The sequence below is a fragment of the Rathayibacter sp. AY1F2 genome (assembly GCF_002930885.1).
Classification (GTDB): domain Bacteria; phylum Actinomycetota; class Actinomycetes; order Actinomycetales; family Microbacteriaceae; genus Rathayibacter.
This window is the reverse complement of record NZ_PSVG01000001.1, coordinates 215,390-238,584: the sequence shown is the minus strand read 5'-3', so window position 1 is coordinate 238,584 and position 23,195 is coordinate 215,390. Positions and strand designations below refer to the sequence as shown.

Sequence of the window (23,195 nt, the reverse complement as noted above, 5' to 3'; positions counted from 1 at the left end):
CCCTGCGACCGCCTCGTAGACTTCGCGATCATGGGGAATCACCACCGCTCATCGCGCCTGCTCACGGTCGCGCTCGCTCTCGCCGTCGGGCTCGGCACCGCCCTCGTCCCGATCACTTCCGCCTCGGCCGCCGAGGACGCGCCGTCGACCGTCTCGGTCGAGACCGGCGCTCTCGACGCGTCCCTCGACCGCGCCGACCTCGGCGTCCCGGACCAGTCGACGCAGTACAGCGCCGAGGAGACGAAGAGCTTCCGCGCCGGCTTCATCGTCAGCGACGCCCAGTTCTTCGACGGCGACGCGCTGAGCACCGGTCAGGTGCAGTCGCTCCTGAACGAGAAGGGCAGCCGGTGCTCCACCGCCGGCACCGCCCCCTGCCTCAAGAACTTCTCGCAGGCGACGCCGTCGAAGGCGGCGGACGCGATGTGCGGCGCCTACCAGGGCTCCGGCAGCGAGTCGTCGGCCTCGATCTTCACGCGCGTCGGCCTGGCCTGCGGCATCAACCCGCTGGCCCTGGTCGTGCTCGTGCAGAAGGAGCGGAGCCTCGTCACCGACGTGACGCCGAGCCCCGAGGACTACGCCAAGGCGACCGGCTACAACTGCCCGGACACCGCGGCGTGCGACCCCGGCTCGGCGGGCTTCTTCACGCAGGTCTACAGCGCGGCGCGCCAGTTCAAGCGCTACGCCAACCCGCCCGGCTCCGGCTCGAACTTCACCACCTACGCTCCGGGCACGACGCCGAACGTCGCCTACTACCCGAGCACCGCGTGCGGCTCCTCGCCGGTCACCATCCGCAACCAGGCCACGGCCGACCTCTACTACTACACGCCGTACCAGCCCAACGACTACGCGCTCACCGGCTCCGGCAACGCGGCCTGCGCGACCTACGGCAACATCAACTTCTGGTACCTCTTCAGCGACTGGAACCCGAACGGCACCCTGGCCAACGCCGGGATCGCCCCCGCGGGACGCGTCGACGCCCCGCGCATCTCGGGCAGCACGCTGAGCGTGTCCGGCTGGGCCGTCGACCCGACGACGCAGCAGGCCGCGCTGACCACGACGGTCACGGTGACCGGCCCCGACGGCACCCGCACGGTCCGCACGCAGACCGCGAACGGCGACCGCGGCGACATCCCGGGCGAGTACTCCGTCGCCGGCCGCGCCCACGGCTTCGGCGCCACCACGCCCGTCTCGGCACCCGGCACCTACCAGGTCTGCGTCTCCGCCGACTCCGTCGACTGGAACCGCTGGGTCGGCACGGGCGACTCCCGGGGCCCCGGCCGGAAGGATCTCGGCTGCTCGTCCGTGAGCACGTCGGCCGGGATCGACGTCTTGCGTCTGGCCGGCACCGACCGCCAGGGCACCGCCGTCGCGATCTCGAAGGCCGTCTTCGGCCCGAACGTCCCCGTCGTCTACATCGCGACCGGCGCGAACTTCCCCGACGCGCTGAGCGCCGCCCCGGCCGCGGCCAAGCAGAAGGGTCCGCTGCTCCTGGTCGACCGCGACTCGATGTCGCAGCCCGTTCGCGACGAGCTCAGCCGGCTCAAGCCGGCGAGGATCGTCGTGGTCGGCTCCGCACTGAGCGTCGGCGACGGCCTGCTGAACCAGCTGAGGTCCTACTCGCCGACGGTGGACCGCATCGGAGGGAAGGACCGCTACGACACGTCCAGGCTCATAATCCAGAGCGCGTTCTCGGGCGGCTCGACGCGGGCCTGGCTCGCCACGGGCGAGAAGTTCCCCGACGCGCTCGGCGCGAGCGCCGCGGCCGGCTCCGTCGACGCACCCGTCGTCCTCGTGAACGGCACCGGCAGCACGGCCGACGCCGTGACGAAGGGCATCCTCTCGAAGCTCAAGGTGCAGAACCTCACCATCGCGGGCAGCCCCCTGTCGGTGAGCGAGGGGATCAAGAACTCGCTTCCGGTGCCGACGATCACCCGCATCGGCGGAGTCGACCGCTACGACACCTCGGAGCAGCTGAACCGGGCAGCCTTCTCGAGGGCCGAGACCGTGTTCCTGGCGACGGGCGAGAACTTCCCCGACGCCCTCGCCGGAGCCACGGCGGCGGGCTACTCGAACAGCCCGCTGTTCGCCGTGCCGACGAACTGCGTGCCCCGCGCCGTCCTGACCGACATCGCGAAGTCGGGAGCTCAGCGGGTCGTCCTCCTCGGCGGTCCCACCACCCTCTCGGAGGACGTCGCGCGGCTCACCCCCTGCGGCTGATCGCCCGCGGCCCCGCCACTAGCGTGGAGGGATGACCCCGACCGCACCGTCCCCGACCGGCGTCCGACGCCGGCGGGGCGGTGCGGTCGTCGTCGTCGGGGCGCTGGTGGCGCTCCTGCTGGGAGGCTCCGTCGACGGCACGCGCCTCGCAGCGGTTCCGTCCGAGCCGCAGACCGTCCGGCTGTGGACCTTCCTCCAGCCGGGCCCCGTCGCGGCCGACTTCGACCCGGGCGACCTGATCTCCGACGAGGTCTTCTTCGACGGCGACGCGCTCGGACCGCTCACGGTGCAGGCGTTCCTCGACGCCCGCGTCCCCGACTGCGCGGGCGGGCCGGTGCCGTGCCTGCGCGACTACGCCGAGGACACCGCGGCGATCACGGCCGACGAGCAGTGCGACGCGCTGCCCGCCGGACGCGACGTCCCGGCCGCGGAGATCATCACCTCGGTCGCCGGCGCGTGCGGCGTGAATCCGGCCGTCCTCCTGGTGCTGCTGCAGAAGGAGCAGTCGCTCGTGACCGATCCGGAGCCGAGCGAGCGGCAGTTCCGCAGTGCCACGGGCTACGGCTGCCCGGACACCGCGGACTGCGACACGGACTCCTACGGCTTCGCCGCGCAGGTGTACGGAGCGGCGTGGCAGTTCCAGCGCTACCGGAACCCGGACTCGAGCTTCGACTGGTACCCGGTCGGCGCGGCCGGCGACGTCCGCTACTCCCCGGACGAGTCCTGCGGCACCGCCCCGGTGACGATCGCCAACACGGCCACGGCGGGTCTCTACTACTACACGCCGTACCAGCCGAACGCGGCGGCGCTCGCGAACCTCTACGGCGAGGGCGACGACTGCTCGGCCTACGGGAACCGGAACTTCTGGCGCATCTTCAGCACCTGGTTCGGCAACCCCCGCGGCTGAGCCGATCGTCTCGAGCCGGCTCGGCATGACGGACGTCAGGCGGCGACGGGGGCCTTCGGGCGCAGGCGCTTCACGGAGACGCCGGCCAGCTCGCCGAGCTCGGCCATGCTCGCGGCGCCGTGCCGCCGGGCCGCGTGCACGACGATCGCGGCGCACGCCTCGGCGTCGGCCGACGCGTCGTGGTGGCGGAAGTCCTCGAAGCCCGCGGCCATGGCGACGACGGGGAGGCGGTAGGAGTCGAGCTCGTACGTCTTGCGGGCGAGCTGCAGCGAGCAGAGGTAGTCGTACTCGGGGTGCTCGAGGGAGGTCGCCGCGCAGGCCGCGCGGATGACGCCCATGTCGAAGCCGGCGTTGTGCGCGACGAACACGTCCTCGCCGGCGAAGGCCGCCAGGTCGGCGAACTGGTCGACCCAGGAGGCGGCGGCGTGCACGTCGTGCTTGCGGATGCCGTGGATCCGCGTGTTCCACTCGAGGAAGTCGTCGTACCCCAGCGGCGGGCGGATGAGCCAGCCGGCGCGGTCGACGACGCGGCCGCCGCGGACCTTCACGAGCCCGACGGAGCAGGCGGAGGCCCCGTGCGAGTTGGCGGTCTCGAAGTCGATGGCGGTGAAGTCGATGGGCACGCTCCAGCCTCTCACGCACCTCCGACGCCGCAGGGAGCGTCGCGCGCGCGTCGCCACGAGCGGGCGGGAGCACCCGCCGGCCGCGGGCGGGCGCCTCCCGTTCCTCTCCGCCCGCCCGCCCGGCCCTTCCGCCGCCACGCCGTAGGATGTTCACCCGTGGCTCTCACTATCGCAATCGTCGGTCTCCCCAACGTCGGCAAGTCGACGCTCTTCAACGCACTGACCAAGAACACGGTGCTCGCGGCGAACTACCCGTTCGCGACGATCGAGCCGAACGTGGGTGTGGTGAACCTGCCCGACTCCCGCCTCGAGGTGCTCGCCGGGATCTTCGGCTCCGAGCGCATCCTCCCGGCGCCCGTCTCCTTCGTCGACATCGCCGGCATCGTGCGCGGCGCGTCCGAGGGCGAGGGCCTGGGCAACAAGTTCCTCGCGAACATCCGCGAGGCCGACGCCATCGCGCAGGTCATCCGCGGCTTCGAGGACTCCGACGTCGTCCACGTCGACGGCAAGGTCGACGCCGCCAGCGACATGGAGACGATCAACACCGAGCTGGTCCTCGCCGATCTCCAGACCCTCGAGAAGGCCGAGGCCCGCTACGAGAAGGAGCTCAAGGGGAGGAAGATCGAGCCGATCGTGGTCGAGACCGCGAAGAAGGCGCGCGAGTTCCTCGACCAGGGCAAGCCGCTGTCGGCCTCCTCGATCGACCTGGAGCCGATCCGCGAGCTGGGCCTGCTGACCGCCAAGCCCTTCATCTACGTCTTCAACGTCGACGAGGCCGTGCTGACCGATGACGCCCGGAAGGCCGAGCTCGCGGCCCTGGTCGCGCCGGCGAAGGCGATCTTCCTCGACGCGAAGATCGAGTCCGAGCTGATCGACCTCGACGAGGCCGACGCCGCCGAGATGCTCGAGTCGACCGGCCAGACGGAGTCGGGCCTCAACCAGCTCGCGACCATCGGCTTCGACACCCTGGGCCTCCAGACGTACCTCACGGCCGGCCCGAAGGAGACGCGCGCCTGGACCATCGGGAAGGGCTGGACCGCGCCCCAGGCCGCCGGTGTCATCCACACCGACTTCCAGAAGGGCTTCATCAAGGCCGAGATCATCTCGTTCGACGACCTCGTCGAGACCGGCTCGATCGCCGAGGCCCGCGCGAAGGGCAAGGCCCGCATCGAAGGCAAGGACTACGTCATGCAGGACGGCGACGTCGTGGAGTTCCGCTTCAACGTGTAGGACGGCCGCGCTCGGCTCGAGGCGCCCGGTTCGCTCGGATCCCCGGATCCGCGAGCCGGGCGCTTCTGCACGGAGGTGCGGGATCGCCGACCCCGGGAGTCCGACACGAGGCCGGTCACATCCCCGGACGTCCGCCCCGCCCCGTCAGTTCAGCACGTCCCCGATCAGCCAGCTCGACAGCCCGACGAGGGTGCAGACGCCGACGACCACCCAGGCGACGGTCCGGCGGACCGAGCGGGAGACCGCCTCCGAGCTGCGGGGAGTGGGACGCAGCGGCGCCGTGTACGAGGGCGGGACGGTGTAGGTCCGGGCCGGCGGGAGGAGTCGGGGGAGAGTGACCGGACGGCCGTCGACCCACTCGGCGGGCAGCTCCGCGGCCTTCGCGGCCTGCAGCGTGAGCTCGACCTTCAGCGGGGATCCGCGGAGGGAGGCGTAGGCGGCGGCGGTGAGGCCGAGGCTCGCGAGGTGGCGGAGGGTCGGGGCGAAATCCGCCGAGAGGGTCGGGGAGAGCCCGCCCACCCGCTCGCCGTCGAGACGGAGCTCGACGAGGTCGCCGGCCGGGTGCAGGGTCACCAGCAGCAGGCCGCGGCCGCTCGCCGGAACGACCGTCGAGAGGCGGGCGAAGTGCTCGTCCTCGCGCAGGACCGGCAGGCCCCGCGACCAGGGGAGGATCGAGTGGCGCTCGACGGGCGGCTCGTTGAGCGGCACGAGCAGCTCGGGGGCGACGAGGGCGACGCGGAGGACGGCCCGCAGGCCCTCCTCGCCGCGCTCGACCCGGAGGCGCGCGGTCGTGACCGGGACGGCTCCGCTCGCCACGACCCGGTCGAGAGCGGCCCGGTGGGCGGAGGCGTTCGGCAGGTAGCCGAGGACGCGGCCGCCGGCCCGGACCGAGACGGCGTCGAGGCCGGTGGGGTGGTCGGGCTCGGGGATCAGGTCGACCTCGAGGGTCCGCTCGTCGATCTCGCCCTGCTCGAGCGTGCGGCCGATCAGATCGGCGATCTCCTCGATCCGCTCGGCCTCGGCGAGGGCGTCGACGCTCGGGGCGCCGTCGGCGTTCGGGAGGCGGTAGACGACGCGCTCCGTGACGGGGGTGACGGGTGCGTCCCGCACCACCGCGGCACTGTCCTGCGCGGAGCGGCGCGCCCCGGTGAACCGCCTGCCGTCCCACCAGCGCATCTCGGCCGCATCGGCCTCGTCGCGGTACCAGCCCGCCGGCGCACCCTCGTCCATCGACCCCCCCCGTTCCTCCGGCGAACGAGTCTACGAGGAGGGCGGGAGCGTCAGAGACCCGGGTCCGTGGCGGCGGGATCCTGGGGGGCGAGCGCGGCCGCGGGCTCTCCCGAAGCGGGGCCGCTCCACGCACCGGACTCGTGCGCCCGAGGGCCGGCGATCCACTCCAGAGCCTCGCGGACGAGCATCCGGACGTGACGCGCGTGGCCGATGGGGACGGGGGCGGGATCCTCGAGGACCTCGAGCAGGCGGTGCAGCACGGCACGGCTCTGCAGTCGTGTCATGGGCCTCACGGTAGGGGCCCGGTCGCTCGGACGGTAGTGCCGATCCGCGCCAGCGCACCCGTCTAGGCTCGCCACATGACTCGTCTCGACGGTGCCGTCGTCCTCGTCCTCGGAGCCTCGGGCGGCCTCGGCCGCCTCCTGGCCGATTCGCTGGAGGCGCGCGGTGCCGTCGCGGTGCGGTCGGGGCGCGACTGCGCGGCGCTCGGCGAGGCACCCCTGGTCGCCGACCTGCGCGGGGAGGACGAGCCCCGGCGCGTGGTCGCCGAGGTGCTCGAGCGGCACGGGCGCCTCGACGGCGTCGTCGTGGCCGCGGGCGTCGTGGCCTTCGGGCCCTCCGCCGAGCTCGATCCGGCCGTTCTGGAGGAGCTCGTCGAGGTGAACGCGCTGGCGCCGATCCGGGTGCTGACCGCCGCGCTGCCGTCGCTCGTCGCGTCGGCGGGCGAGGGGCGAGAGCCGTTCGCGCTGACCATCAGCGGCGTGGTGGCGGAGGCTCCGACCGCGGGCCTCGCCGCGTACTCCGCCTCGAAGGCGGCACTGCACTCCTTCGTGAAGGCCTCGGCCCGCGAGTACAAGCGGGCGGGCGTCCTCCTGCTCGACGCGCGTCCCGGCCACACCGAGACCGAGCTGTCCCGGCACCCGCTCGCGGGAGACGCGCCCCGCTTCGGCGCGGGTCTGGCGCCGCAGGACGTGGTCGACCGGCTGCTCGACGCGGTCGAGGACGGCGAGACCGACCTGCCTCCTGCGGCGTTCACCGGCTGACGCCGTCCCGAGACGAGGCGGAGCCGGTCGATCCTCGCGGGAACGCCCCGGATCGAGCACTGCAGCCTCGGCTGCGCACAGCCGTCGTGATCAGCCTGCGCATCCGGCGGCCGGGACCGCGATCGGCGCGGCAGCCCGTCCCACCGTCCTCCTCGCAGACGCGGGGATACCCGCCGTTCACCGGAGCGTCGCACGGGCGCACTAGCGTCCCTCCGTGCCCGACACCGCCGATGACGCCCTCCGTCCCACTCCCGAGCTGCTCCGCACGCTCACACCCGCCGACGCGCGGGACCTCGTCGTGCTGGACGAGGACGACGACGATCCGGTGCTCCTGCGCCGCGACGGCACGCAGATCGACACCTGGCGCGAGGGCTACCCCTACGACGAGCGGATGTCGCGCGAGGAGTACGAGGCGGGCAAGCGCCTCCTCCAGATCGAGCTGCTGAAGCTGCAGAACTGGATCAAGAAGCACGGGCGCCGGCTCGTGGTCGTCTTCGAGGGGCGCGACGCCGCGGGCAAGGGCGGCACCATCAAGCGCTTCACCGAGCACCTCAACCCGCGCGGAGCCCGCGTGGTCGCGCTCGAGAAGCCGACCGAGCGCGAGGCCGGTCAGTGGTACTTCCAGCGCTACGTCTCGCACCTGCCGGCCGCCGGCGAGATCGTCCTCTTCGACCGCTCCTGGTACAACCGGGCCGGCGTGGAGCGCGTGATGGGCTTCTGCACGCCGGCGCAGTACGAGGAGTTCATCCGCCAGACGCCGCTGTTCGAGCGGATGCTCGTCGGCGACGGCATCGACCTGGTGAAGCTGTGGTTCTCGGTCTCGGCGGAGGAGCAGCGCACCAGGTTCACGATCCGCATGATCGACCCCGTGCGCCAGTGGAAGCTCTCGCCGATGGACCTCGCCTCGCTCGACAAGTGGGGCGACTACACCGCGGCCAAGGAGGCGATGATGGCGGCGACCGACACCGCCGACGCTCCCTGGACCATCGTGAAGAGCAACGACAAGAAGCGCGCCCGGCTCGAGGCCATGCGCTACGTCCTGAGCCTCTACGACTACGACGGACGCGACGAGGAGGTCGTGGGCCCGCTGGGTCCGGACCCGCTGATCGTCGGATCGGCCGCGGACGTGTACGAGCGCGGCGAGCACGCCGCGACGAGCTGACCGGGGGGACGGACATGGGGGAGTCGGGGATCGGCGCGGAGCTGCCGGGGGTGCACCTGCGCTGGCTGGCGCTCGACGAGCAGACGCTGGACGCCGAGCGGCTGCTGCCGCTGCTGAGCGACGAGGAGCGCGAGCGCTACGCCGGCACGGTCGCCGCGTCGGCGGCCGAGCGCTTCGTCTTCGGGCGGGTGCTCCTGCGGATGCTCGCGGCCGAGCTCACGGGGACGCGCGCGTCGGAGGTCCGGGTCGTCGCGTGCTGCCCGCGCTGCGGGGGCGCGCACGGCCGGCCGCGGCTGGAGGGACGCGGGATCGCGCTCGAGCTGCTGTCGGTCAGCATCGCGCACTGCGCGGGCGCCGTCGTGGTCGCGGCGAGCAGCGCCGGTGCGGTCGGCGTCGATGTGGAGCCGACGCTGGGCACGCCCGAGCGCGGGGAGCGGATCACGCGCATCGCCGGGGCGCCCTTCGCCACGGGCGGGATGCGCCCCGCCGACCCCGTCCTGCACTGGACCCGGATCGAGGCCGCGCTGAAGGCGGACGGCCGCGGGCTCGAGCTCGACCCGCGCCGGGTGCACGTGCACGAGTCGCACCACGCGGCGGAGGCGCGGATCGACGGCGTCCGCTTCCGGCTGGCCGAGCCGCAGCTGGACCCCGCGCTGCGGGTCAGCGTCGCCCTCGGGCCGATGGGGGACGCGGGCGCCGGGCCCATCATCGGCTGGCGGCGCGAGCACGGCGACGCGCTCGCGGACTCGCTGGTGTCAGCGCCGGGACGGTAGCGGCGGCAGCTCCTCGTCGAGGAGCCAGGTGTCGAGCAGGTCGTCCACGCCCTCGCCGAGGACCTCGGTGCAGAGCTCGCGGAACTCCTCGTCGGTGACGGCGGCGGAGGAGTAGCGGGACGTCCACTCCCGCAGCAGCCGGAGGAAGGGCTCGTCGCCGACGGTGAGCCGCAGCGCGTGCAGGGTGAGCGCGCCGCGCTTGTAGACGCGGTCGTCGAAGAGTGCGACCGGCCCCGGATCGGCGAGCACGAGATCCTGCGCCGCAGCCCGCAGCACCGCGTGGTGGCGGCGGGCGCAGGCGTCGGCGGTGGCGCGGCCCGACTCCTCCGACCACAGCCACTCCGCGTAGCAGGCGAACCCCTCGTTGAGCCAGATGTGGCGCCACCGGGCGATGCCCACGCTGTTGCCGAACCACTGGTGCGCGAGCTCGTGCGCGATGAGGCGCTCCGAGCCGCCGCGGCCGTCGGCGTGGTTGGCGCCGAACACCGCCATCGCCTGCGCCTCGAGCGGGATCTCCAGCTCGTCCGCCGTGACGACGACGCAGTAGCGGGCGAAGGGGTAGGGCCCGAACAGCCGCGTGAACAGGGCGAGCATGCGCTCGAGCGGAGCGAAGTCGTGCGCGACCCGAGCGGCCAGGGCGGCGGGGCGGGCGAGGGTCACCGCGACGCCGGCGAGCACGCGCTCCTCGATCGCGTAGCGGCCGATCTGCACCGAGGCGAGGTACGCGGCGCTGGGCTCGCGCTGCTCGTAGAGCCAGGTGCGGCGGCCGGAGCGGGCGCTCGAGTCGACGAGCACCCCGTTCGCGAGCACGGCGTAGCCCTCCTCGGCGGTGACGCGCAGGCGGTACGGAGCCTTCTCGGCGACGTCGTCGTTGCAGGGGAACCAGGTGGAGGAGCCGGAGGGCTGCGAGGCGACGAGCACCCCGTCCTCCAGCTCCTCCCAGCCGAGCTCGCCCCAGTGGGTGGCGCGGGGGGCGGGGTGGCCGCTGTACTCGATCTCGACGTCGACGCTCTCGCCGGCGGCCAGCGGCTCGGCGGGGGACACCCGCAGCTTGTGCGGCGCCTGCTCGTGGCGGGCGCGGCGTCCTTCGATCCGGACGCGGGCCACGCGGAGCCGGGAGAGGTCGAGGGAGAACCGCCGGAGCGGCTGCAGCGCGACGATCCGCAGCACGGCCCGGCCGGCCAGGCGGTTCGAGGCGACGCGGTAGTCGAGGTCGAGGTCGTAGGACTCGACGCGGTAGCCGGTGTTCCCGATGCCGGGGACGTAGGGGTCGCCGGCGGTCTCGAGCCCGGTCAGCGCGGGGCTCACGCGACGGGCGCGTGGTAGTCGGCGACGCGCACCTCGCGCCACGGGCCGATCGGGTTGCCGCTCCAGCGGCTGCCCGCGGGCACGAGCTCCCCCCGCATGACGAGCGAGGCCGGGCCGACCGTGCCGTGCTCGGCGATCCGCGCGGCGGGGAGGATCACGCTGTGCGGGCCCAGGGTGGCGCCGGCGTCGAGGCTCACGAGATCCATGCTCATGATTCGATCATGGAACAGGTGCGTCTGCACGACGCAGCCCCGGTTCACGGTCGCTCCGTCGCCGAGCGAGATCAGATCGGCCTCGGGGAGCCAGTAGCTCTCGCACCAGACGCCGCGTCCGATCCGGGCGCCGAGGCTCCGCAGCCACCAGACCAGCGCCGGAGTACCCGCGGCGGCGTGGGCGAACCAGGGCGCGGCGACCATCTCGGTGAAGGCGTCGGCCAGCTCGCTCCGCCAGACGAACGAGGACCACAGCGGCTGCTCGCTCGGCTCGACCCGCTGGATCAGGATCCACTTCGCGGCGGTGGAGACGGCCGCGGCGACCGCCCCGGCGGCCAGCAGCACGACGCCTCCCACGAGCGCGGCGAGCACCGCCCCGAGCGTCTGGATCAGCGCGAGCAGTCCGGCGACCACGCCGAGGCCGATCGCGACCGAGACGACCACCGGGACGAAGCGGCCGAGCTCCCACGCGATGCGGGCCGCGCGGAGTCGGCGGGCCGGGCGGAAGGTGCGCGCCGACTCCGCCTCGACGACGGTGCGCCGCAGCCGCACGGGAGGTGAGCCCAGCCACGACGAGCCCGCCTTCGACTTCCGGGGCGCGGAGGAGAGGACGGCGACGAGTCCGCCGGCGGGCACGGTGTGGCCGGGCGCGGCCATGCCGGAGTTGCCAAGGAACGCGCGCTCGCCGATCTCGGCGCGGGCGAGCCGCATCCAGCCGCCGCCGAGCGCGTAGGAGGCGACGAGCGTGTCGTCGGCGAGGAACGCGCCGTCGCGGATGGTCGTCATCGCGGGCAGGAGCAGCACCGTCGAGGCCTCGACGTCGCGTCCGACCTTCGCGCCGAGGAGCCGCAGCCAGACCGGGGTGAACAGGCCCGAGTAGAGAGGGAAGAGCAGGACCCGCGCGGAGTCGAGCAGCCGCTCCGTCGACCAGACCTGCCAGCCGATCCGACCGCGCACGGGGTGGGTGCCCGGCTCGACGCCCCGGCCGAGCAGGCGCACCAGGACGACGACGAGAGCGGCGAGGACGACTCCGGAGACGGCGACGGCGGGCACGAGGGCGGCGAGAGCGGGCCCGAGCGCGGCGCCGAGGCCGGCCGAGCCGCGCACGGCGGCGGCCACGACGGCGAGCCCGGCCGCGAGGGCGAGGACCGGGACCGCCGCGAGGCCGACCGCGGACGCTCCGTACGCCCAGACCCAGCCCGGGCGGCGCGCCGGGCGCTCCGAGGGGAACCCGGCGTTCGCCCTGCCGAGCCGCTGGGCGGGGGATCCTCCCCAGCGCTGCCCGGCCGGCACCCGCCCGAAGACGGCCGATCCCGGCTCGATCTGCGCGTGCTTGCCGATCCGGGCGCCGGGGAGGAGCGTGCTGCGCGCGCCCACCGTGCTGCCGGCGCCGACCCGGACGGCACCGACGCGCAGGACGTCGCCGTCGATCCAGTAGCCGGAGAGGTCGACCTCCGGCTCGATCGCGGCGCCGCGCCCGAGCGTGAGCATCCCGGTCAGCGGAGGGAGGGAGTGCAGGTCGACGTCGTCGGCGATGCGGGCGCCGAGCGCGCGGGCGTAGTAGGCGACCCAGGGCGCGCCCGCGAGGCTCACGGCCTTGAGCTGGAACGCGATCTGCTCGGCCAGCCAGAGCCGGAGGTGCACGCTCCCGCCGCGCGGGTGGTCTCCGGCTCGGATCCCGCGCAGCAGGGTGCGCGCGGCGAGGACGGTGAGCCCCATCCGCCCGAACGGCGTGAGGAAGAGCGCGAACGCGGGGATCAGCGCGGCGAGCGGAGCGGTGGGCAGCCAGCCGAACCCCGGCACCAGGTCGAGCACCGCGGTGACGGTGAGGATCGCAGTGACCCAGCGGGCGCTGCCGAGCACGAGCAGCGGTGCGCCGAGGAGGGTCTGCAGCACGCGCATCCGGAGGGGGACCGGCGCGATGCGGTGAGCGGACACCTCCGCAGTGCCGGTCGAGCGGCTCTGGATCTCGGCGGCCATCGCCGCGAGACGCGGGTGGGCGTAGACGTCGGCGACCGTGAACTCGGGGTCGCGCTCGCGGATCCGCGCGACCAGCTGGGCGGCGGCGAGGGAGCCGCCGCCGAGGTCGAAGAAGTTCGCCCGCTCGTCGACCGGCACGCCGAGCACGTCGCGCCAGAGGGCGGCGAGCCACGCCTCCTCGGGGTCGAGGGAGGCGTCCTCGGTCGTGCCCACGGCGAGCGGCCAGGGGAGTGCGGCGCGGTCGACCTTGCCGGAGACGCGGGTCGGCAGCTCCTCGACCACGGCCAGCAGCGGCACGAGGGATGCGGGCAGCTCCTCACGCAGGCGGGCGAGCGCCGCGTCGCGGTCGAGCTCCCGGCCGCCGGCGAGGGCCAGGTAGCCGACGAGGACCTGGTTGCCGGCCGCCGTGGTGCGGACCGCGGCCGCCGCCCCCGAGACTCCGGGGAGCGCCTGCAGCGCCGCCTCGACCTCGCCGAGCTCGATCCGCCGACCGCCGAGCTTCACCTGGTCGTCCGCGCGCCCCTGGAAGATCAGGCCGGCGCTCTCGAAGCGCACCAGGTCGCCGGAGCGGTAGGCCCGCTCCCAGCCCAGGAGCGGTGCCGGCGCGTACTTCTCGGCGTCCTTGACCGGGTCGAGGTAGCGCGCGAGCCCGGCCCCGCCGATGACCAGCTCGCCGACCTCGCCCTCGCCGACCCGCTGCCCGTCCGCGTCCACGACGGCGAGCCGCCAGCCGTCCAGCGGCAGCCCGATGCGCACCGGGGGAGGCCCGCCGAGGGGCGCGGCGCAGGCGACGACGGTGGCCTCGGTCGGCCCGTAGGTGTTCCAGACCTCGCGGCCCTCGACGGCCAGGCGCTCGCCGAGCTCCGGCGGGCACGCCTCGCCGCCGAAGATCAGCAGGCGGACGTTCTCGAGCGACTCCGCGGGCCAGAGCGCCGCGAGGGTCGGCACGGTCGAGACCACGGTGATGCCGTGCGTGGTCAGCCAGGGGCCGAGGTCCATGCCGCTGCGGACCAGCGAGCGGGGAGCGGGGACGAGGCAGGCGCCGTGCCGCCAGGCGAGCCACATCTCCTCGCAGGACGCGTCGAACGCGACCGAGAGACCGGCCAGCACCCGGTCCCCGGGGCCGAGCGGCTCTGCCTGGAGGAACAGGCGCGCCTCGGCGTCGACGAAGGCGGCGGCGGAGCGGTGGCTGACCGCCACTCCCTTGGGGGTTCCGGTGGAGCCGGAGGTGAAGATGATCCAGGCGTCGTCCTCGAGCGAGGGCGGCTGCAGCAGCGGGATCGACGCCGTGCTCGGGTGCGGCGCGCTCGCGGTGAACAGGCGCGCGGCCGGCTCGTCGGCGCCGGTGCGCTCGAAGCGGCCGGAGCCGGTGATCACGCCGCGGACGGCGGCCTCGCCGAAGACGAGGCGCGCCCGCTCCTCGGGGTCGTCCGCGTCCACCGGGACGTACGCGGCTCCCGCGGCGAGGACGGCCAGGATCGCGAGGTAGAGCTCGCGGGAGCCGCTGGGCATGCGGATCCCGACGCGGTCGCCGCGTCGGACCCCGGCGGCGGTGAGCTCGCCCGCGAGCTGCACCGTGCGGGCCAGCAGCTCCCGGTAGCTGAGCGCGCCGGCCGGGTCCTCCAGGGCGGAGGCGTCCGGGTGGCGCTCCGCGGTGTCGCGGAGGACGTCGACCAGCGTGCGGGGAGGCGGGGTGGCCGCTCCGGCGTCGAGCACGTCCTGGGGGCCGGCCGTCTCGGTCACGTCTCGTCTCCGTCCCGGCCGCGCGATCGGGAGCGCGGCGGCCGGGGCGACACCGTAGGGAGGCGGAGTGACGCGGAGGTGAACAGGCGGGGTCGGCCCCCCCCGGCTCAGTGCGCCATCGGGAGCGGCGCGTCCGACTCCGCCGGGCGGCGGACGAAGAACGCGGCCACGATCGCGACCGTCGCGATCGACGCGCCCCACAGGAACGCGGAGTGGATGCCGCCGGCGTAGGAGGCGACCTCGTCGGCGCCGCCCTGCGCGAGCTCCGCCGACCGGATCGAGAGGACGGTGACGAACAGCGCCGTGCCCGCCGCGCCACCCAGCTGCTGCACGGTGCCGATGATCGCGCTGCCGTGCGAGTAGAGCGAGGGGCGCACCGAGCCGAGGCCGGCGGTGAACAGCGGCGTGAAGACGAAGGCGAGCCCCAGGCTGAGGGTGACGTGCAGCGAGAGGACGAACCAGGGCGACGAGTCCGCCGCGAGCAGGGTGTACCCCCACAGTGCGCCGGCGACGACGATCGAGCCGGGCACGAGCAGCACGCGCGGGCCGAAGCGGTCGTAGCCGCGGCCGACGAACGGCGCGAGCAGGCCCATCAGCAGGCCGCCGGGGAGCAGGAGCAGCCCGGTCTCCAGCGGAGTGAGGCCCAGCACGTTCTGCGTGTAGAGGGGCAGCAGGATCAGCGTGCCGAAGAGCGCCGACATGCTGACCGCCATCATCGCGATGACGATGGTGAAGTTCGCGGAGGAGAAGGTCCGGAGGTCCAGCAGGGCCCGGTCGGTGCGCTGCAGCAGCAGCTGGCGCGCGATGAAGCCCGCGAGGCCGAGACCCGCGACGACGAACGGGATCCACGGCGCGACGACCGCGGCTCCGCCCTCGCCGAGGCTCGACAGGCCGTAGACGAGGCCGCCGAAGCCGAAGACCGAGAGGACGACCGAGAGCGAGTCGATCGGGATGGAGCGGGGCTCGGTGACGTTCTCGACCTTGCGCAGGCCCAGGAGCAGCGCGCCGATCGCGATCGGCAGCACGATCCAGAACATCCAGCGCCAGCCGAGGAAGTTGAGGATGACGCCCGAGATCGTCGGTCCGACGGCCGGAGCCACCGAGATGACGATCGAGATGTTGCCCATCATCCGGCCGCGGATCGCCGGGGGTACCAGCGTCATCACGGTCGTCATCAGCAGCGGCATCATGATGGCCGTGCCGCCGGCCTGCACCACGCGGGCCGCCAGGAGGACCGCGAAGGTCGGGGCGAGCGCGGCGGTGAGGGTGCCGAGGCTGAAGAGGATCATCGCGGCGGCGAAGAGCGTGCGGGTGTGCAGCCGCTGGATCAGGTAGCCCGTGATCGGGATGACGACGGCCATCGTGAGCATGAAGGCGGTCGAGAGCCACTGGCCCACGTGCGCCTCGACGTCGAAGTCGCGCATGAGGTCGGGCAGAGCCACGCTCATGATCGTCTCGTTGAGGATCACGACGAACGCCGACACCAGCAGGAGGCTGATGACCAGGCGGCTGCGCGGTTCGAGGGTCGTGGCGGCGGCGGGTGCGGCGGGCCGCGCGGCGGGAAGGGTGCTGCGCTCGGTCACAGGTGTTCTCCGGTCGTGAGGGGGATCGGTGTGAGGGGCGCATCGACGGCTCGACTCGCGGGCGCGGATGCGGGGTACGGAGGGAGAACAGCGGCGGACGCCCCGGACATTCCCGATCGACGGGGATCCGCTGCGAGCGGTCTCAGGCGAGGACCGCGCAGAGCGCGGAGGACGCGGCGTCGGCCTCCTCGAGCGTGGCGCCCTCGCCGAAGCTGAACCGCACGGCGGTCCGGGCGACGTCGGGGTCGAGGCCGAGGGCCAGCAGCGCGGGCGAGGGCTCGTCGCGCCCGGCGGCGCACGCCGAGCCGCTCGAGACGACGACGCCGCGCTCCTCCAGCTCGAGGAGCGTCGACTCGCCGCTGCGCCCGGGGACGGCGTACGCGGCGATCGAGGGGAGCCGGTGCGCCGCGGAGCCCAGCGGCACGGCCCGGGGCGCCAGGGCCGTGACCCGCTCGGCGAACGCGTCCCGGACCGCTCCGACCCGCGCCGCGCGGTCCGGATCGAGCAGGCGCACCGCGGTGCCGAGCGCGACCGCGAAGGCCACGTTCTCGGTGCCCGAGCGCCGCTCCCGCTCCTGGCCGCCGCCGTGCAGCAGGGGCTCGAACGGGAGCCGGCTGCGCAGCAGCAGCGCCCCCACGCCCTTCGGCGCCCCGAGCTTGTGCCCCGAGACCGAGACCGCGTCGGCGCCCCAGCCCGCGACGTCCAGCCAGCCGGCGGCCTGGACGGCGTCCACGTGCAGCGGCACGCCCCGCGATCGGCAGAGCGCCGCGATCGCCGGCACGTCCTGCACCGTCCCGATCTCGTTGCTCGCCGCGAGCACCGAGACCAGCGCGGTGTCCGGCCGGACCAGCGCGGCGAGCGCGTCGAGGTCGAGCAGGCCGGTCGCGTCGACGGGGGCCGTCGACACCTCGAAGCCGTGCAGGCGCCGGAGGTGGTCGGCCGACTCGACGGTCGCCTCGTGCTCGAGCGCCGAGATCACCAGGTGCCGTCCGCGCGGCGATCCCAGCGCGAGGCCCTTGACCGCCGTGTTGATCGACTCCGTGCCGCCGGAGGTGAAGAGCGTCTCGGAGGCGCGGCCGCCGAGGAAGCGGGCCACGTGAGCGCGCGCCGCCTCGAGCGCGCGCGCCGCGGCGTCGCCGAGCGAGTGGCTGCTCGACGGGTTGCCGTACTCCGCGGTGAGGAACGGCCACATGGCCTCCAGCACCTCGCGGCGCACGGGCGAGGTCGCGGCGTGGTCGAGGTAGATCACTCGACCGCGATGTCCAGGCCGAGGTCGAGCGAGCGGACGCTGTGGGTGAGCGCGCCGACGGAGATCACGTCGACCCCCGCCTCCGCGATCGCGCGCACGGTCGTGAGGTCGACGCCGCCGCTCGCCTCGACCACGGCCCGCCCGCCGATGAGGGCGACGCCCTGGCGGAGCAGCTCAGGGGTGAAGTTGTCGAGCATGATCGTGTCCGCGCCTCCCGCCATCGCGGGCTCGATCTGGTCGAGCCGGTCGACCTCGACCTCGAGGTGCGCCGTGTGCGGGATCGAGGCGCGCGCCGCCCGCAGGGCCGCGGTCAGGTCGATCCCGCGCGCGGCGAGCACCGCGAGGTGGTTGTCCTTCGCCAGCACCGCGTCCGAGAGCGAGAAGCGGTGGTTGCGGCCGCCGCCGCTGCGGACGGCGTGCCTCTCGAGCGCGCGCAGGCCCGGCGTGGTCTTGCGGGTGTCGACGATGCGGGCGCGCGTCCCCTCCACCGCGGCGACGTACTGCGCCGTCAGGGTGGCGATGCCGCTCATCCGCTGCACGAGGTTGAGCGCGACCCGCTCGCCGCGGAGCACGCCGCCCGCGGGCCCCTCGATCCGGGCGAGGGTCTGCCCGGCCTCGAAGACCGCGCCGTCCTCCACGAGCACAGAGCAGCGGATCCGGGAGTCGACCTGCCGCATCGTGCCGACGAGGACCGCGCCGCCGCTGAAGACGCCGGGCTCGCGGGCCACGAGGGCGGCGCTCGCGGTGGCGTCCGCGGGGAGGAGGGTGTCGGAGGTCAGGTCGCCCCAGGGCGCGTCCTCCTCGAGGGCGAGGGTGACGACGCGGTCGATGCTCTGGCGGGTCAGCACGGAAGGGCCGCCTCTCTGTTGGGGGCGGCGGCGCTCGCCGTCGCGGGGTCGGAGGAGTCGGTGCGGTGGTGGGCGCCGACGGAGTGCGTGCGCGCGAGCGCGGCGTCGATGAGAGCGAGGGCGCAGATCAGCAGGTTCGCGTCCTCGAGCGTCCTCAGTCCGAGCGGAGCGGGCGAGGCGGAGGCGACGAGCGTGCCGCGCGCCGCTGTGAGCCCCGCCGCGTCGCGGGAGAGGCCGGCTCCCGCCCACATCGCGTCCTGGAGAGCGGTGCGGTCGAGCGTCATCGGGACGACGGCGCGGGGAGGGGCGACCGGGCCCCCGCTCCAGGAGAGGGAGTCGAGGGCGAGCGCCGCGCGACGCGCGAACACGACGCCCTCGAGCAGGCTGTTGGAGGCGAGGCGGTTCGCGCCGTGGACGCCGGTGCGGGCGACCTCGCCGACCGCGAGCAGCCCGGGGAGGCTGGTGCGCCCGTCCAGGTCGGTCGCGATCCCGCCCATCCAGTAGTGCGCGGCCGGAGTCACGGGCAGCAGGTCGTCGGCGAGCGAGAGCCCGTTCTCGCGGCAGGCCGCCGAGATCGTCGGGAACCTCTTCGCCAGCACCTCGGAGTCGATCGCCCGGGCGTCCAGGTGCACGGGCAGTCCGCCCTGCAGCCGCATCCGCTCCGCGATCGCGCGCGCCACGACGTCGCGCGGCGCCAGCTCGGCCTCGGGGTGCACCCCGGCCAGGAACCGCTCGCCGGCGGCGTCGCGCAGCACCGCGCCCTCGCCGCGCACCGCCTCCGAGACGAGGAAGCCGCCCGGCAGCGCGAGCGTGGTCGGGTGGAACTGGTAGAACTCCAGGTCCGCCGTCTCCGCTCCTGCCCGCAGGGCGGCGGCGAGCCCGTCCCCGGTCGCGACGGACGGATTGGTGGTGTGCCGGTAGAGCTGCCCGGCGCCTCCGGTGGCCAGCACGACCGCGTCGGCCGCCAGGCGCTCGAGCACGCCGTCGTGCAGGACGTCGGCGCCCGTGACCGAGCCGCCCTCCCGCACCAGGTCGACCAGGGCGGCGTGCTCGCGCACCTCGACCGACGAGGCCCGCACCGCCGCCACGAGAGCGGCCTCGATCGCGGCGCCCGTCGCGTCGCCGCCGGCGTGCAGGATCCGCGGACGCGAGTGGGCGCCCTCGAGTCCCCGCGCCAGCTCGCCGCCCTCGCGGTCGAAGCCGACGCCCCACTCCTGCAGCACCGCGACCGCCTCCGGCCCCTCGGCGCAGAGCACCTCGACCGCCGAGCGCACGGCGAGGCCCGCACCGGCGGTGAGCGTGTCCTCCACGTGCAGCGCCACGGAGTCGCCCGGCGCCGTGACCGCGGCGATCCCGCCCTGCGCGGCGCGCGTCGACGACTCCGCCAGCGCGCCCTTGGTGACGAGCAGCACCTCGTGGCGGCGCTGCGCCGTCAGCGCGGCGACCAGCCCGGCGATGCCGCTGCCGACGACGACGACCCGCGCCATGTCAGACCGCCGCCGGCCCGGCGGGCGGAACGGCCGCGAGCATCCGCTCGAGGGCGATGCGCGCCTCGGCCTGCACCGACTCCGCGACCTCGATCCGGTTGAGCACCGTCCCCGCGACCAGTCCCTCGAGCACCCAGGCGAGGTAGCCGGGGTGGATGCGGTACATGGTCGAGCAGGGGCAGACCACGTCGTCGAGGCAGAAGATCGTGTGCTGCGGGTACTGGACGGCGAGGCGCTGCACCAGGTTGATCTCGGTGCCGATCGCGAAGGTCGATCCCGCGGGTGCCGCCTGGATCGCCTTCACGATGTAGTCGGTCGAGCCGTACTCGTCGGCCGCGTCGACGACCGCCATCGGGCACTCCGGGTGCACGATCACGCGCACGCCCGGGTGCTCGGCGCGCGCCTTCGCGATCTGGGCCGTCGTGAAGCGCTTGTGCACCGAGCAGAAGCCGTGCCAGAGGATCACCTGCGCGTCCAGGAGCGTCGCGGTGTCGGAGCCGCCCTGCGGCTTCCGCGGGTTCCACATCGGCATCCGCTCCAGCGGCACGCCCATCGCCTTGGCGGTGTTGCGGCCGAGGTGCTGGTCGGGGAAGAACAGCACCCGCTGCCCGCGCGCGAACGCGTCCTCGAGCACGGTCGCCGCGTTCGAGGAGGTGCAGACCACGCCTCCGTTGCGGCCGCAGAACGCCTTCAGCGCGGCGGAGGAGTTCATGTACGTGACCGGGACGAGCGGCACGCGGCCGTCGGCGTCCGGCTCGGTGCCGTAGAGCTCGGTGAGCTCGGCCCAGGCGTCCTCGACGGAGTCGATGTCGGCCATGTCCGCCATCGAGCAGCCGGCCGCCAGGTTCGGGAGGATCACGGCCTGCTCCGGACCGGAGAGGATGTCGGCCGTCTCCGCCATGAAGTGCACGCCGCAGAAGACGATCGCCTCGGCGTCGGGCCGGCTCGTCGCCGCCTTCGCCAGCTGGAACGAGTCGCCCACGTAGTCGGCGTACTGCACCACCTCGTCCCGCTGGTAGAAGTGCCCGAGCACGACGACCCGCTCGCCGAGCGTCTCCTTCGCCGCGAGGATGCGGTGGTGCAGCTCGTCGGCGCTCGCCGTCGTGTACTCCTCCGGCAGACGTCCCTGGACCGGGGCGTCGGCCGGGATCGGGTCGGCCTGGGAGGCGCCGGGCCCGTAGGCGGGCAGGCCGAGGTCGAACGACCAGGGGGCCTCCGCGAGCTCGGGCGCGCAGGTGGCGCCGGGCGCGGAGCCGCCCTCGATGAGCCGGATGGTGCTGTCGACGGATGTCACGGTGTTCTCCTCGTGAGGCGGGTGGGGGAGTCGGGCGGCGCGCTCAGACGGGCAGCGGGCCGTTGTCGACGAGCGCCGCCGACTCGTCGTAGCGGTAGAGGCGCGGGGGACGGTGGCGGGTGCCCGTCAGGCGCTCCCCGGTGGGCACCACGGTGCCGGAGCTCTCGATCGTCCGGCGGAAGTTGGCCGGGTCGAGGGGCTTCTGCAGGACGGCCTCGTGGACCTCCCGCAGTTGGGACAGGGTGAAGGCGCCGCCGAGGAAGGCCTGCGCGATGCGGGAGTACTCCATCTTGTTGCGCAGGCGCCAGAGGGCGTAGTCGACGATCAGTCCGTGGTCGAAGGCGAGCTCGAGCGGCAGATCGGTGCAGAGCCAGGCGACGTTCTCTCCCACGATGGCCTCGTCGGCCTCGGCGGAGCGCACGAGCGCCCAGTAGACGATCGACACGACGCGGTCCTCGCCGGGGGAGCGGTCGGTGCCGCCGACGGCGTAGAGCTGCTCGAGGTAGCGCGGAGCCAGGCCCGTGGTCTCGCGGAGAGTGCGGCGGGCCGACTCGGCGAGGTCCTCGTCCGGATGCAGCGGTCCGCCGGGCAGTGCCCAGAGTCCCTCGAACGGCTCGCGGATGCGCCGGACGACGGGGATCCAGACTGTGCTCGCTCCGGTCTCCGGGTGCGGCCGCAGGGCGAAGATCACCGTCGACACGGCGAGCTGCACGTCCGGCATCCGGTGCCCCCTACTAAGAGTCGCACCGACTGTAAGTGCTGAGATCACCTTAGTGTCACGAACACCTGAACACCTAGCGGAAGAGGCGACACGCCGCGCAGGGTCCGCCCTCACCGCTAGGCTGACCGCACAACCGAATACCGGGCCGCAATACGCGACGCGGGAGAGCCGACTCCGGTCGGCACCGAAGGAGCAAGCCTCCCCGCCAATCTCTCAGGTCTTGTACCGCGTCGAACTGGCCACTCTGGAAAGCGATCCGCTCGGATCCGCCCATGGTGAAAGCGCTCGACCCCTCGGGGCGGCGCGAATCTCTCAGGCTCCACGACAGAGGGGGAGTTCCCACGGCACTGCTGTGCTCTGCCGCGAACGCGGCGCGAGTCCAGCACTGCGACGAAATGGAGAACTCATGTCCGAGACCCCGACGACCAGCCCCGAAGCCCGCTACTCGCCCCTGCACGAGGTGCACGTCGCCGCCGGCGCGTCCTTCACCGACTTCGCCGGGTGGCAGATGCCGGTCCGCTACTCCGGCGATCTCGCCGAGCACCACGCCGTGCGCACCGCCGCCGGCCTCTTCGACCTCTCGCACATGGCCGAGATCCTCGTCGTCGGCCCCGAGGCGGTCGACGCCCTCGACTACGCGCTGGCGAGCGACATCTCGGCCGTCGCCGCCGGCCGCGCGAAGTACACCCTTCTCCTGGAGCGCACGGGCGGCGTGATCGACGACCTCGTCGTCTACCGCACGGGCGAGGACCGCTTCATGGTCGTCGCGAACGCGGCCAACCGGCACATCGTCGTCGAGACGCTCCGCGACCGCACCGCGATGTTCGAGTGCGAGCTGTTCGACGAGAGCGACGACGTCGCCCTCATCGCGCTGCAGGGCCCGCGCTCGCTCGAGATCGTGCAGAACGTCCAGGGCCTCGCCGTCGAGACCGAGCGGGGAGCGGAGTCGGTGCTCGACACGGACGACGCCGCCCGCCTGCTCGCGGAGCTGCGCTACTACCGCGCCGTGCCCGCGACCTTCGAGGCGCACCCGATCCTGATCGCGCGCACCGGGTACACAGGCGAGGACGGCTTCGAGATCTACGTCTCGCCCGACTCCGCTCCCACGCTCTGGCAGGCTCTCGCCGAGACCGGCGCCGGAGCGGGCCTCGTCCCCGCCGGCCTCGCCGCCCGCGACACCCTCCGCCTCGAGGCGGGCATGCCGCTCTACGGCCACGAGCTCTCCCGCGACGTCTTCCCCGCACAGGCCGGCCTCGGCCGCGTCGTCGCCTTCGGGAAGCCGATCGACTTCGTCGGCCGCGCGGCCAGCGAGGAGGGTCCCTCCGGAGACGCTCCCGTGCTCGTCGGGCTCGTCGGCGAGGGCCGCCGCGCCGCCCGTGCCGACTACACCGTCCTCTCCGGCGACGACGAGGTCGGAGTGGTCACCAGCGGCGTCCTCTCGCCGACCCTGGGCGTCCCGATCGCGATGGCCTACGTCGCCCCCGCCTCCGCGCAGCCCGGGACGGCGCTCGCCGTCGACATCCGCGGCACGCGCCTCCCGATGACCGTCACCGAGCTCCCCTTCTACTCGAGAAAGAAGAACTGA

The 23,195-nt window shown here is 73.9% G+C and carries 18 protein-coding genes and 1 riboswitch; of the genes, 7 read left to right on the top strand and 11 right to left on the bottom strand.

Features of this window, described 5'->3' with window-relative positions; all coding sequences use genetic code 11:
* Positions 1-30 precede the first annotated feature (30 nt).
* Complete coding sequence (locus C5C54_RS01055) at positions 31-2,217, top strand: cell wall-binding repeat-containing protein (protein ID WP_104287610.1); 2,187 nt, start codon at positions 31-33, stop codon at positions 2,215-2,217.
* A gap of 31 nt (positions 2,218-2,248) precedes the next feature.
* On the top strand, positions 2,249-3,124 hold the full coding sequence (locus tag C5C54_RS01050) for a hemagglutinin (RefSeq protein ID WP_104287609.1): 876 nt from the start codon (positions 2,249-2,251) through the stop codon (positions 3,122-3,124).
* A 35-nt stretch (positions 3,125-3,159) separates the two neighbouring features.
* On the opposite strand, the gene C5C54_RS01045 is transcribed toward C5C54_RS01050, so the two are convergent.
* Positions 3,160-3,747, bottom strand: coding sequence for an exonuclease domain-containing protein (locus tag C5C54_RS01045; protein ID WP_104287608.1), 588 nt, complete (start codon positions 3,745-3,747; stop codon positions 3,160-3,162).
* A 156-nt stretch (positions 3,748-3,903) separates the two neighbouring features.
* On the opposite strand from C5C54_RS01045, the gene ychF reads away from it, so the two are divergent.
* Entirely contained in the window at positions 3,904-4,977 is a 1,074-nt protein-coding gene (gene ychF / locus C5C54_RS01040) for a redox-regulated ATPase YchF (protein ID WP_104222958.1), read from the top strand.
* A gap of 144 nt (positions 4,978-5,121) precedes the next feature.
* On the opposite strand, the gene C5C54_RS01035 is transcribed toward ychF, so the two are convergent.
* Positions 5,122-6,207 (bottom strand): DUF2510 domain-containing protein, encoded by a 1,086-nt coding sequence (locus C5C54_RS01035; protein WP_104287607.1) that lies wholly within the window; start codon positions 6,205-6,207, stop codon positions 5,122-5,124.
* A gap of 50 nt (positions 6,208-6,257) precedes the next feature.
* Positions 6,258-6,491, bottom strand: coding sequence for a hypothetical protein (locus C5C54_RS01030; RefSeq protein WP_104287606.1), 234 nt, complete (start codon positions 6,489-6,491; stop codon positions 6,258-6,260).
* Positions 6,492-6,566: 75 nt separating this feature from the next.
* Here C5C54_RS01030 and C5C54_RS01025 point away from each other — a divergent pair, with 75 nt between their 5' ends.
* From C5C54_RS01025 to C5C54_RS01015, 3 genes are all read left to right on the top strand, one after another.
* Positions 6,567-7,250 (top strand): SDR family oxidoreductase, encoded by a 684-nt coding sequence (locus tag C5C54_RS01025; RefSeq protein WP_104287605.1) that lies wholly within the window; start codon positions 6,567-6,569, stop codon positions 7,248-7,250.
* A gap of 301 nt (positions 7,251-7,551) precedes the next feature.
* Positions 7,552-8,412 (top strand): polyphosphate kinase 2, encoded by an 861-nt coding sequence (gene ppk2 / locus C5C54_RS01020; RefSeq protein ID WP_258063176.1) that lies wholly within the window; start codon positions 7,552-7,554, stop codon positions 8,410-8,412.
* Positions 8,413-8,426: 14 nt separating this feature from the next.
* Entirely contained in the window at positions 8,427-9,185 is a 759-nt protein-coding gene (locus C5C54_RS01015) for a 4'-phosphopantetheinyl transferase superfamily protein (RefSeq protein ID WP_104222962.1), read from the top strand.
* On the opposite strand, the gene C5C54_RS01010 is transcribed toward C5C54_RS01015, so the two are convergent.
* The 8 genes from C5C54_RS01010 to C5C54_RS00975 all read right to left on the bottom strand — a co-directional run bounded on the left by C5C54_RS01010 (position 9,168) and on the right by C5C54_RS00975 (position 21,610).
* Positions 9,168-10,493 (bottom strand): M1 family metallopeptidase, encoded by a 1,326-nt coding sequence (locus C5C54_RS01010; RefSeq protein ID WP_258063163.1) that lies wholly within the window; start codon positions 10,491-10,493, stop codon positions 9,168-9,170. The genes C5C54_RS01015 and C5C54_RS01010 overlap by 18 nt on opposite strands.
* On the bottom strand, positions 10,490-14,428 hold the full coding sequence (locus C5C54_RS01005; protein WP_258063162.1) for a Pls/PosA family non-ribosomal peptide synthetase: 3,939 nt from the start codon (positions 14,426-14,428) through the stop codon (positions 10,490-10,492). The genes C5C54_RS01010 and C5C54_RS01005 overlap by 4 nt, the downstream gene beginning before the upstream one ends.
* Before the next feature lie 107 nt (positions 14,429-14,535).
* A complete protein-coding gene (locus C5C54_RS01000) occupies positions 14,536-16,011 on the bottom strand; it encodes a DHA2 family efflux MFS transporter permease subunit (RefSeq protein WP_104222964.1) in 1,476 nt (491 codons plus the stop codon).
* A gap of 142 nt (positions 16,012-16,153) precedes the next feature.
* Positions 16,154-17,260: a cysteine desulfurase family protein gene (locus C5C54_RS00995; RefSeq protein WP_104287604.1), complete on the bottom strand. Its 1,107-nt coding sequence runs from the start codon at positions 17,258-17,260 to the stop codon at positions 16,154-16,156.
* Positions 17,257-18,108 carry a carboxylating nicotinate-nucleotide diphosphorylase gene (nadC, locus tag C5C54_RS00990; RefSeq protein ID WP_104287603.1) on the bottom strand — a complete coding sequence of 284 codons (852 nt, stop codon included), beginning with the start codon at positions 18,106-18,108 and terminating at the stop codon, positions 17,257-17,259. The genes C5C54_RS00995 and nadC overlap by 4 nt, the downstream gene beginning before the upstream one ends.
* Entirely contained in the window at positions 18,102-19,595 is a 1,494-nt protein-coding gene (gene nadB, locus C5C54_RS00985; protein ID WP_104287602.1) for an L-aspartate oxidase, read from the bottom strand. The genes nadC and nadB overlap by 7 nt, the downstream gene beginning before the upstream one ends.
* Position 19,596: 1 nt before the next feature.
* Entirely contained in the window at positions 19,597-20,889 is a 1,293-nt protein-coding gene (gene nadA, locus C5C54_RS00980) for a quinolinate synthase NadA (RefSeq protein WP_104222968.1), read from the bottom strand.
* A gap of 43 nt (positions 20,890-20,932) precedes the next feature.
* The gene (locus C5C54_RS00975; RefSeq protein WP_104222969.1) at positions 20,933-21,610 is read right to left on the bottom strand and encodes an NUDIX domain-containing protein; all 678 of its coding nucleotides are present in this window, start codon (positions 21,608-21,610) and stop codon (positions 20,933-20,935) included.
* Positions 21,611-21,760: 150 nt separating this feature from the next.
* Positions 21,761-21,848, top strand: a riboswitch (glycine riboswitch).
* 168 nt (positions 21,849-22,016) lie between these two features.
* Here C5C54_RS00975 and gcvT point away from each other — a divergent pair.
* The gene (gene gcvT, locus C5C54_RS00970; protein ID WP_104287601.1) at positions 22,017-23,195 is read left to right on the top strand and encodes a glycine cleavage system aminomethyltransferase GcvT; all 1,179 of its coding nucleotides are present in this window, start codon (positions 22,017-22,019) and stop codon (positions 23,193-23,195) included.